Source organism: Pseudomonas sp. HMWF006, from assembly GCF_003061205.1.
GTDB lineage: Bacteria > Pseudomonadota > Gammaproteobacteria > Pseudomonadales > Pseudomonadaceae > Aquipseudomonas > Aquipseudomonas monsensis.
This window is the reverse complement of record NZ_QAIU01000637.1, coordinates 430-11,354: the sequence shown is the minus strand read 5'-3', so window position 1 is coordinate 11,354 and position 10,925 is coordinate 430. Positions and strand designations below refer to the sequence as shown.

Below are 10,925 nucleotides of genomic sequence, written 5' to 3'. Positions count from 1 at the left end.
CGACTACAGTGCAGCCCAGCACCTCCAGTTGCTCTTTGATGATTGCCGAGTTGATCACGTTGTCTTCCGCCACCAGTACGTGCAGATTCAAGCGCCGGGTCTTCTCCGTCGGCAACGGCTGACTGGCGCTGCCGGCGCCATGCAGGGTTTGATGAATCGCCCAGGCAATCGCCCGGACATCGCCGGCATCGACTTCCCGGTCGGCACCGCGCAACTGAGACGGGTTGGGGCCGCCTGCAGTGGCGATGATCCGTGACCCAGGCCACGGCGTGGTATTGGCCAGTGGCGAGAGCTCTACCAGCAGCGCCGATGACACGGGCGCATCCGCCGGCAGCGCACGGCAGTCGAGGCCGAAACGGTTGAGCCAGGCGATCAGGTGCTGTGCCAGCTCAGTGACCTGGGCGCGCACATAAACGGCGGGGATGCCGGGATTGAACGCAGGGCAATCGCCCAATACGCCGGGCGCGTGTTCCAGTGCCAGTTGCAGGGTAAAACTGCTGCCCAGTCCCGGTTCGCTGACCACGTTCAACTGGCCTGCCATCAACTCGCAAAGCCACTTGCAGATGGCCAGGCCGAGGCCGGCACCGGCCTGTTCGGTGGCGTCGTTGACCTGATAGAACGGGTCGAACAATTGCTGTTGTTGCGCCTGCGAAATCCCCACCCCCGAATCGCTGACCTGCCACTGCACATTGGCACGACCGTCGACACTTTCCAGCACTCGTACCCGCAGCACCACACGACCGTTATCGGTGAACTTGATCGCGTTGCTCAGCAGGTTGTTGAGGATCTGGCGAATCCGTATCGGGTCGCCGCGTAGCCGGTCCGGCAGCGTCGCGTCGATGCAGGCATACAATTGCAGACCCTTGGAGAGGGCGAAGGCGCTGTAGGTGCGCACGGTGTCTTCGGTCAGTTCCAGCGGGCAGAAATCCTGCAGTTCGAGGTTCATCTGTCCGGCTTCGATTTTCGACACGTCCAGCACATCGCTGATCAGCTGGAACAACGTGACGGACGAGCGCTGGATGGTCTGCAGGTAATCCTGCTGACGCGGGGTGAGCGGGGTCAGGCCGAGCAGTTCCAGGGTGCCCAGCACGCCATACAGCGGGGTGCGAATCTCATGGCTCATGGTCGCGAGGAAGCGGCTCTTGGCCTGGTTCGCCGAGTCGGCGGCCTGGCGTGCATCTTCCAGCGCCGCCGCGTCTTCGACATGCCGGGTCACGTCATGCAGCGCACACAACCAGGCGTCCTGCCCCTGATAACGGGTGGGCACGAAAGCAACGTGCAGGTGGCGCCCGTCGAGTTCAAGGTCGGCGTGGCCGGGGGCGGTGCGCGAGGTGAGCAGGCTCATCAACTGGCCGTCGTCACGCCACTGCTGGGCACGCTGATTTTGCAGAAGCACATGGTGATCGCTGCGACGGATCACGCACAGGCCGGTTGGTGCCGTGTCGATCACCGCGCGGCTGAACGCCTCGCTCTCGGCGATGCTCGCGTGCGCACTTTGCGCCGGCAGAATGACCCGGGTCTGGTACCAGCGATTGACCGCCCGACTGCAACCGAGCACGGCGATCACCAGCGCTAACAGGCACAGCAACGGCCACAGCGCGTAATCGAGAAAACTGCGCACACTGATGAAGTAGATTGCCGTCCAGTGTTGCTCGCCGGGGCTGCTCAGTTTGAACACCAGGCCGTCAGGCTTGAAGTTCACCCCTTCATTCAGCACCTCGTCGGGTTTCAGGGCACCGGTCAAGACTACGCCACGTGGAGTGATCAAGGTGAAGTCGTCGTAGATCGACCACTGCATCAGCCGCTCGATGTTATTGACCTGCGACAGGTTCATAAGAGAGCCCAATACCACCCAGGTATCGGCGCCCTCGACGGTTAACGCGGTGCTGGCCAGATTGATACTCACGTAGGCCAGCAGGGTTGGCGTGTTCTTGTCATCCTCGGCAGAGACATAGGGTTCCCAGTGCACCTGAAGATCGGGCGGCGGCGAGCGCTGCCCGCGCAGGCGCTTGTTCACCTGGGTCATCACCTCGACCAGATGGCCGACCTGCGTCTGCTCGTTACCGCGCAAGCGCCCGGCAGAGGGTACGGCCACATCAAAATTGTCGGGACCATTGATCAGCACGACCTCTGGCGACTGATAGTGCGAGGCTGACCAGAACGCGCTGTAGTAAGCGGCCAGATGGGTACCGAGGGCAAAGATTTTCGGGTATTGGCTGGGGGCGATCCTGTCCGGATTGATCTTCAGGCTGTAGGGCAGCGAAAACGGCAGGCCGCGGCCCTCAAAAATGCCCGGCCCTTCATCGGGCAGAGGCCTTTGTGTGTAGGGCGGCAATAGGGCAGAGGGCAGCCGCTCACCCTTGGCGCTTTCCCGGGCGATATCCTGCAGGAACACTTCCTGTTCGCGGACATTCTCCATCAGCCGGGCAAAGTGAAACTGCAAGGTTTCGCGCCGCTCTTCGATCATCCGCGTTACCCCCACGTAGCTGATGCCCAGCAACAACAGCACCAGGGCGGCGAGCACCAGCAAACTCTTGTTCAGGCGCGATGAACTGCTGGCGAGTTTTTCCAGCAAGGCATTGGGATGTGGCATTAGCGAGCCTGGGCAGCAGTGGTGGGAGAGCCTTTGGACACAGTGACCTCGAGAGCAAGTGACATTCGTCAACACCCGCCCGCGGGTCAATACGCGTTTGCCGGCCCGTCATGGGTCAGCAATTGCTGGAACTGATCCGCAGACACGGCGTGGGAGATCAGGAAACCCTGAACCTGAGTGCAGTCGATTTTACGCAACAGAGCAAGTTCTTGCGCGGTCTCGACACCTTCAGCCACCACCGTCAGCCCCAGCTGGCGACCGAGGCTGACAATGCTGGTCAGTGCCTGGGCCAATTCCTCATTGGCGTTGCAGCCTTGCACCAGCGTGCGGTCGATCTTCAATTCAGTGAAGGGCGCCGAGACCAGGTTCATGTACGAGCTGTAGCCCTTGCCGAAATCATCCTGGGACAGCTCGAACCCTTTGATCCGCAAGCGGCAGGCACCGGCGTAGAAATTGCTGATGTCGTCCGGCACCGAGCACTCCATCAGTTCGAAACAGATGCGTGCCGGCAAGCCTTGATGAGCCAGCACGAACGCGTGGATGCGGTCGGGCAGGTCATGGCTGTTGAGCAAGTGAGTGGGCAGGTTGATCGAGACCGGAATGTCATAGCCTTGCTGGCGCCAGACGATCTGCGCGGCAATCGCCTGCTCCAACACACACCACAGCAGGCGTTCCTCGAGGCCGCAGGCGACCAGCGCCGGCAGGAATGCCCCGGGTAACAGCGTGCCATGCTCGGGATGCATCCAGCGCACCAGAGCCTCGGCGGCGACGATCCGGCCATTGCTCAGGGCTTTCTTGGGCTGGAACCAGGCGTGCAGTTCGCCATTGTCCAGCGCTTGCAACAGACTCTGGCGGTCGATGCCTTCGCGGGTCCCGGCCGGTGGCGCCTGGCGCAGCGCCTGCAATTGATCGATCAGGCAGCGCAGGGCGGCCGAACTCACTGGTTTGGAAATCAGCCCGATGACTTTCACTTGCAGGTTGCTCGCCACCAGGCTCGCGCCCATCAACATACGCCGGGAAGCGGCGCTCATGATCGCCAGCGCGGGGCGCGAACGATGCGCGGCGAGGCCCTGAATGAACTGCACACCGTCCATGCCCGGCATCAGCAGGTCGGTGAGTACCAGGTCGAAATCGCGTTGTTTCAGGCAGGCCAGTGCCGCTTCGCCGTCCCTGGCGCCGACCACGTCGAACACGCCCAGCTCATTGAGCAGGCTCTGCAAATACAGGTGCTGGAAGGGATGGTCTTCGACAATTAAAAGGCTACAGGGCTTCATGAGCTACTCGTTCGTAGGGAGCCAGGACAGCGAACAAGGCTCGCAGCGTAAAAGGTTTGACCAAGCAGTGATTCATCCCGGCAGCCAGGCACAGGGCGTCTTCACCGCGCATCGCGTTGGCGGTGGCGCCGATGATCGGGGTGGTGCAGCCCTGACGGCGCAGCGCCTCGGCCAGTTCGTAGCCGTTGAGCCGGGGCATGTTGACGTCGGTGAGGACGATGTCGAACGCGCCGTTGCGCCAGACCGACAAGGCTTCTTCGCCATCGTTGGCCAGCGCCACCGAGCAGCCGAGTTCTTCGAGTTGATCGCGCAGGATCAACTGGTTGATGACGTTGTCTTCTGCCACCAGGATGTGCAGGTGCAATGGCCGTAACGTATGGCGTTCCTGGTGCTGCGGATGCGGGGCGATCGGACCGCCCTGAGCTTGGCGAACCGCGCGCTGGATCGCCGCGAGATCGTTCAGATTGACCTTCCAGCCGTCACGGCTGAACTGCGGTTCGTGGGCGCCGTCGCTGCTGGCCAGCACGCGTGGCCCGTGCCATGTCGGGTTTGACGGTTGTCCGAAGGGCGCGGGATGCAGCTCCAGTAGTACAGCCGTCGCGTCGGGTTGCGTGGTGTCAGGTGCACCGATTTGCGCGCGGGCTCCCCAGCGACGCAACCAGCCGCTGAGGCTGTCGGCCAGTTCGCGGATGGGCGACACCACGTAGACGCTGTTTGCGGCCAATGTCGGCAAAGCGACAGGGGATGCGCTGGAGGAGGGCTGTTCCAGCGGCACGCTCAGGGAAAAACTGCTGCCCAGTCCCGGCTCGCTGACCATGCGCAGAGTGCCATTCATCAAGTGCGTCAGACGCTGGCAAATCGGCAGGCCCAGGCCCGTGCCGGCCACCACGTTGGTGTTGCCTTCGGTCTGGTAGAACGGTTCGAAAATGAACGCCTGATCCTCATGGGCGATGCCTTTGCCAGTGTCCGAGACTTGCCATTGCAGGCACACCCGTTCGCCTTCGCGACTGAGCAGTCTGACTCGTAGCACCACGCGTCCGGAGTCGGTGAACTTGACCGCGTTGCTCAGCAGGTTGTTGAGGATCTGCCGTACGCGGCTGGCATCGCCGATCAGCCGGTCCGGCAGTTTTGGGTGGAGGCAGGCATACAGTTGCAGGCCTTTGCTCTGCGCCGCCGCCGCGTAACCCTGGACCACTTCCTGCACCAGTGTCGCCGGGCAAAACTCACTCAGTTCCAGCGCCAGTTGCCCGGCCTCGATCTTCGATACATCGAGCACGTCGCAGATCAATTGCAGCAACGTGGCGGACGAACCTTCGATGGCTTGCAGGTAACTTTTCTGTTGGCTATCGAGTTGCGTACGCGCGAGCAATTCCAGAGTGCCGAGCACGCCGTAGAGCGGGGTGCGGATTTCGTGGCTCATGGTGGCGAGGAACAAGGTCTTGGCCTCGTTGGCCGCATCGGCCGATTGGCGCGCCTGTTCCAGCGCGGCTTCGATTTGTCGGCGCGCACTGATGTCGCTGAACGCACACAGCAACACGTCTTCACCTTTGTAGCGAGTCGGTGCGCAGCTCAGGTAAAGGTGGCGGCCGTCGGCGGTCTCGAAGTAATCCGTCAAGAACGGCTCGGCAGCATCGAAGGCATCGCGAATCCAGCCGGCGCCCAGTTGCTCGCCACAGGCGCCCAGCCATTGTCGGGCGAGGGTGTTTTCCAGCACTACCTGGCCATCGCTGCGCCGCAGCACGCACAGCGCCACCGGGGCGGTCTGGATCACGTCGCGGCTGAACAGCTCGCTTTCCACCAGCGCCTGGATCCGGTGAATCGCCGGGTTGATGACGCGGTGCTCCAGGCGCCGGGTCAGCAGGCATACCAGGCTGATACTCAGCAAGCAGAACAGCAGCGCGCCGAGCATTTGCGGCCACAGCGCCCACAGCACCGCGAGTAAGTCGATGGAGTAGGTGAGTTGCCAGTCGGAGGATTTCAGTTGCTTGCGCAGCACCAGTTGCTCGGGCAGCCACCCGTCTCCGACAAACCCGAAGAAGTCCTGTTGCCGCAGCAGCGGCAGGTTCTGCCCGGGCGGCGGCTTGTGGCTGTTGCTGAACAGCGGCATGCCTTGCGAGTTGAACATGGTGAACTCGCCGGCACTGTGGTCGCTCAGGGCGCTGGAGACTTCGCGGTCGTCCATTTCCAGGCCGAGCCAGCCGGAGTTGATGTCGCGCTCGTCTAGACGAATGAAGATGTATAGCTGCGAGTGGCCGTCGGCGGCATGGGTCAGCCAGAGTTCTTTGATGTTGCCGCTGTCGTGGTGCTTGAGGGTCTGCAGTTGTTCGAGCATGGTCTCGGGGAAACGGCCGATCACCGCAGTCGCGTTGTACAGGCGCAACACTTGGGTCCGGGGGCCGCTGCTGACGTAGACCAGGTTGAGCTGCCGGGCCTTGAGGTAATCGCGCATGCGTCGGGTCAGCCAGATGCTCCATTGCTGCCCCGGCGCTTGCCCGAGCAACAGGCGGATCTCTTCTTCGGAGACCGGCAAATCCATGTTGGCCATGCGCGTGGCCGACAGGCTCAGGCTTTCGAGCAGTGCTTCACGGGTGGTGAAAAAGGTATGCGCTTCAGCAATCGCGCTGCTCATATAGCTGCGCCGCTGAGAGATTTCATTGTTGAAGGTAAACAGCAGAAAGCTGTATACGCCGCCGAGAATGCCCAGCAGCAGTACCAGCGCAAAAATGCGCAACAGGCGTCGCGCAGCGTGGGGCGTGGACAAGACCGGGCTGATCTGGTGGAGGTAGTTCTTCAATCGCATCCCGGCACAGTAGGGGCGAGCGGACGCCGGGAGAATCAGACGATCCTTAAAAGCGTCACAGGTAATTGACGATGAAGGTCACTTCGGTATTGGCACTGCCGGCCTCGACATTCTCTGTGCTCAGACGGTAATACGCGGCCGAAAAGGGGATTTTGAAATTGAGCCCGGTGGTGGTGAAGCCGTTGAACGGGTAGGTGGTGTCGAAAGCGATGGGCTGGCCGAGTTCATTCATCACTTGCAAGCCGATGCCTTTGGCGGTGGAACTGGAGTTGAGCGCAACGACACCTTTGGTTGCATCAAGGATCGGGGTGTTGGCTTTGAGTGAATAAGTGACTTTCTTGATCCCGGTCTGGCATTGGTTCAAGGCAATGTCGAAGCGCACCTTGCGTGACGTGGCGCTGGCTTCGCGAAAGTCGTCGAGCTGGTAATCGTCGCCCATCGCCACCGGTACAGAGGGGGTCTGGCAGGAGGCGGTGTTCAGCACGATGGGGTTCATCAGGTTAAGTTTCTTCAAGATGAGATCATCGTCCTGCAGGCTGCCCAGATACCCCGCGTCGATGTTGACTTTCGACGTCAGCTCGCCCGTCTTGATAATTTCCAGACGCACGGAGTTCGCGCCGAACCCATAGCTGGTGTTGGCGGCGATGGCTTGCAAGGCTGTTTCGTAGCGGCTCAGGGCTTCGAACCAAACGCGGTAGGACAGTCCGCTCTTGCCCAGCGGAAAAATACTTTCCGTACCGGTGGCGGTGCCCAGTTTCGGATTCATCTGAATGCCAAACATGGAAGTCTTCGAGCAGCTCCAGATATGGCCGGTTGACCGCACGGTGTCCTGATAGACAACGGTGCCATTGGGTGTGTCGGCAGGAATGGTCAGAGTGGAACTGGCGAGACTGGCGCCAAAGTTGAGGGTTTCAGTCTTCGAATTGACCGCAACACAGCTGCCGGCCATCACGTTGGAGGCAAAGGCAAACAAGGTGGTTGAGATACAGAGCGGGAGCGGGCGCTGGAGTTTGAAACGCTTCATGGAGAGGGTTTACGTAATCGGTCAATGAACTGCGTACGTTAAACACACCATCTGGTTGTAGACATCAGGCGATTCTTAGAAAGCATCTCTTCCTTTGCACCGTGTCACGGCCATCGCGAGCAGGCTCACGCCTACATGTGGAATGCGTTCCCCCCGTAGGAGTGATGGCGTTCTTCTATGCGCGACAAAAACCCAGGCCATTGGTCAACTAATTACAAAGCAACCTAACTATTGCGTTGACATTCGCTGCCTAGGCAGTAACATCTCGACATACATTCACTGCCTAGGCAGTTATTAGGTGAGCAAATGAAGCATTTCACCCCGGACGAATTCAAACACTGTCATCTCGGCCTGTTGCTGGGTCGTGCCGCGCTGCTCAAGGACCGGATCATCGACACCCACATGGAGCCGCATGGCATCACTGCCGCGCAGTTCAAGGTGTTGATCATCATGGCCCAGTTCGGCGTCGACACCCCGGCCGAGCTGTGTCGGCATCTGTCGCTGGACAGCGGTTCGATGACACGCATGCTCGATCGTCTGGAGCAGAAAGGCTTTCTCGCTCGCCACCGCAGCGAAGGCGATCGCCGTCAGGTGCAGCTCAAGTTGACCGAACAAGGCCAGCAACTGGCCGATCGTCTGCCGCACATCGGCGCCGATGCGATGAATGAACTGGCTGGCGCCGTCACTCCGGACGAGTTGAAGACCCTGGAATACATCCTCAAGAAAATCCTGCTGGCAGCCGGTGACCCGATCACTATCCAGCGGTTAGGTGAACACAATGAGCGGTAAAACCTTGCGCAGCAGCCTGACCCTGGTGCTGTCGGCGATGATCCTCGCCGGCTGCGCCAACTACAGTGGCCTCGACACTCAGGGCAAACGCCTTGATGCGAAAAGCCTCAATGCCAGCCAGTCCCTCAGCGGCGTGACCCTGTCGCCGGCCGCGTGGCCGAAAAGCGACTGGTGGACCAGCCTTGGCGATTCGCAACTCGACGGCCTGATCCGCGAAGCCCTGCACGACAGCCCGGACATGCAGATCGCCGAAGCCCGCGCCCATCAGGCCAGCGCCGCCGCGTATGCCGCCGATGCCGAACGCTATCCGACCCTCGACGCCAGCGCCGGCATCAGCCGTTCGCGCCTGGCTCGCGATCAGGATCCGCTGGGGCAGGGTGGGGCTTATTCGACGGTGCGCAATGTCAGCGCCGGCTTCAATTACAACTTCGACCTCTGGGGCGGCCAGCGTGACGCCTGGGAAGCCGCACTCGGTCAGGTCCGCGCCGCTGAAGTCGATCGTCAGGCTGCACAACTGACCCTCGCCGCCGACGTCGCTCGCGCTTACAGCGATCTCGGTCAGGCGCACATCGTTTACGACCTGGCGAACGAAGACCTCAAACGCACCAAACAAATGCTCGACCTAAGCCAGCGTCGCCTCAGCTCCGGGATCGACAGCCAGTATCAGTTCCAGCAAACCCAGAGTCTGGAAGCCAGTTCCGAAGCCAGTCTGATCGACGCGGAAAAACGCCTGAACAGCGCGAAAATCGCTTTGGCCGTGCTGCTTGGCAAAGGCCCGGATCGCGGCAACGAAATCGCCCGACCGAAAGTCCTGCAAGCCAGCGCCGTGGCCGTACCGTCGGTGCTGCCGGCGGAGCTGCTCGGTCGTCGCCCGGATCTGGTCGCTGCGCGCTGGCGCGTCGAAGCGGCGAGCAAGGACATCGACTCGGCGAAAACCCGCTTCTATCCCAACCTGAACCTCACGGCCTCGGCCGGGGCCGAATCCCTGTTGGGTGACGCGATGTTCGGCTCGGCCAGTCGTTTCTTCAACATTGCCCCGACCATTTCGGTGCCGATCTTCGACGGCGGACGCCTGCGCGCCAACCTCGATGCGCGCGACGCCGATTACGACCTGGCGGTGGCGCAGTACAACAAAAGCCTGGTGAAAGCCCTGGGCGATGTCAGTGACACGATCAACCAGCTGCGTGATATCGGCCGGCAGATCGGCGCGCAGCAACACGCCACCGACATTGCTCAGGATTCTTACAACACCGTCGTCCAGCGTTACGGTTCCGGCATCGGCAACTACCTGGACGTGCTCAGCATCGAGCAGCAATTGCTGCAGGCCCAGCGTCAACTGGCCAACCTCAATGCCGAGCAGATCGACCTGTCGATTCAATTGATGCAAGCGCTGGGCGGCGGCTTCCAGGGTGAAACCCTGACCGCAGCCAACGCCACCCCAGCCACGCCGCACAACTAATTCAAGGTATTTGTCATGGCCACTGCCGAAAACACTCAAGCTCAAGGCTCCACTCCCGACACCGGCAATCCGCGCAAACGCAAAGTGATGCTGCTGGTGCTGGCTGTCGTCGTCCTGCTCGCCGGCGCCGGCGTCTGGGCGTATCACGAATTCATCGGGCGCTTTAACGAAAGCACCGACGACGCCTACGTCAACGGCAACGTGGTGGAGATCACCCCGTTGGTCACCGGCACCGTGGTCAGCATTGGCGCGGATGACGGTGATCTGGTTCACGAAGGCCAGGTGCTGATCAACTTCGACCCCAACGACGCCGAAGTCGGCCTGCAAAGTGCCCAGGCAAAACTGGCGCGCACCGTGCGTCAGGTGCGCGGCCTGTACAGCAACGTTGACGGCATGAAAGCCCAGGTCAACGCGCAACAGGCTGAAGTGCAGAAGGCCCAGGACAACTACAACCGCCGGAAAAACCTCGCCGCAGGCGGCGCGATTTCCCAGGAAGAACTGTCCCACGCCCGCGACGACCTGACCTCGGCGCAAAACGCCCTGGCCAACGCCAAACAGCAATTGAAAACCACCAGCGCGCTGGTCGATGACACCGTGGTGTCGTCGCACCCGGATGTGATGGCGGCCGCTGCCGATCTGCGTCAGGCCTACCTGACCAACGCCCGCAGCACCTTGATCGCGCCAGTCACCGGTTACGTCGCCAAGCGCACCGTGCAACTCGGTCAACGGGTCCAGCCGGGCACCGCGCTGATGGCGGTGATTCCACTGGATCAACTGTGGATCGACGCCAACTTCAAGGAGACCCAGCTGCGTGACATGCGCATCGGTCAGCCGGTGGATATCGAATCCGATATCTATGGCAGCGACGTGAAATTCAGCGGCACCGTCGACAGCCTCGGCGCCGGTACCGGCAGCGCGTTTGCCTTGCTGCCGGCGCAGAACGCCACGGGTAACTGGATCAAGATCGTGCAGCGTGTGCCGGTGCG

Annotated in this window: 7 protein-coding genes; 3 read left to right on the top strand and 4 right to left on the bottom strand. The window is 61.4% G+C overall.

Annotated features, from left to right (window positions below; genetic code table 11):
• From DBR24_RS29550 to DBR24_RS29535, 4 genes are all read right to left on the bottom strand, one after another.
• A partial coding sequence (locus tag DBR24_RS29550; RefSeq protein WP_256591971.1) for an ATP-binding protein occupies positions 1-2,593 on the bottom strand: 2,593 nt, incomplete at its 3' end.
• A gap of 86 nt (positions 2,594-2,679) precedes the next feature.
• Positions 2,680-3,867, bottom strand: a complete 1,188-nt coding sequence (locus tag DBR24_RS29545) for an EAL domain-containing protein (RefSeq protein WP_123462410.1) — start codon at positions 3,865-3,867, stop codon at positions 2,680-2,682.
• Positions 3,854-6,667: an ATP-binding protein gene (locus tag DBR24_RS29540; protein ID WP_128616464.1), complete on the bottom strand. Its 2,814-nt coding sequence runs from the start codon at positions 6,665-6,667 to the stop codon at positions 3,854-3,856. The genes DBR24_RS29545 and DBR24_RS29540 overlap by 14 nt, the downstream gene beginning before the upstream one ends.
• A gap of 55 nt (positions 6,668-6,722) precedes the next feature.
• Positions 6,723-7,691, bottom strand: coding sequence for a fimbrial protein (locus tag DBR24_RS29535; RefSeq protein WP_128616463.1), 969 nt, complete (start codon positions 7,689-7,691; stop codon positions 6,723-6,725).
• A 306-nt stretch (positions 7,692-7,997) separates the two neighbouring features.
• Here DBR24_RS29535 and DBR24_RS29530 point away from each other — a divergent pair, with 306 nt between their 5' ends.
• The 3 genes from DBR24_RS29530 to DBR24_RS29520 all read left to right on the top strand — a co-directional run.
• Complete coding sequence (locus DBR24_RS29530) at positions 7,998-8,480, top strand: MarR family winged helix-turn-helix transcriptional regulator (protein ID WP_095189882.1); 483 nt, start codon at positions 7,998-8,000, stop codon at positions 8,478-8,480.
• Positions 8,470-9,939, top strand: a complete 1,470-nt coding sequence (locus DBR24_RS29525) for an efflux transporter outer membrane subunit (RefSeq protein ID WP_128616462.1) — start codon at positions 8,470-8,472, stop codon at positions 9,937-9,939. The genes DBR24_RS29530 and DBR24_RS29525 overlap by 11 nt, the downstream gene beginning before the upstream one ends.
• A 15-nt stretch (positions 9,940-9,954) precedes the next feature.
• A partial coding sequence (locus DBR24_RS29520) for an efflux RND transporter periplasmic adaptor subunit (protein ID WP_128616465.1) occupies positions 9,955-10,925 on the top strand: 971 nt, incomplete at its 3' end.

Bases quoted from the DNA above. Each gene is read 5' to 3' on its own strand.
- DBR24_RS29530 (WP_095189882.1), top strand. From the start codon at position 7,998: ATGAAGCATTTCACCCCGGACGAATTCAAACACTGTCATCTCGGCCTG.
- DBR24_RS29525 (WP_128616462.1), top strand. From the start codon at position 8,470: ATGAGCGGTAAAACCTTGCGCAGCAGCCTGACCCTGGTGCTGTCGGCG.
- DBR24_RS29545 (WP_123462410.1), bottom strand. From the start codon at position 3,867: ATGAAGCCCTGTAGCCTTTTAATTGTCGAAGACCATCCCTTCCAGCAC.
- DBR24_RS29535 (WP_128616463.1), bottom strand. From the start codon at position 7,691: ATGAAGCGTTTCAAACTCCAGCGCCCGCTCCCGCTCTGTATCTCAACC.
- DBR24_RS29540 (WP_128616464.1), bottom strand. From the start codon at position 6,667: ATGCGATTGAAGAACTACCTCCACCAGATCAGCCCGGTCTTGTCCACG.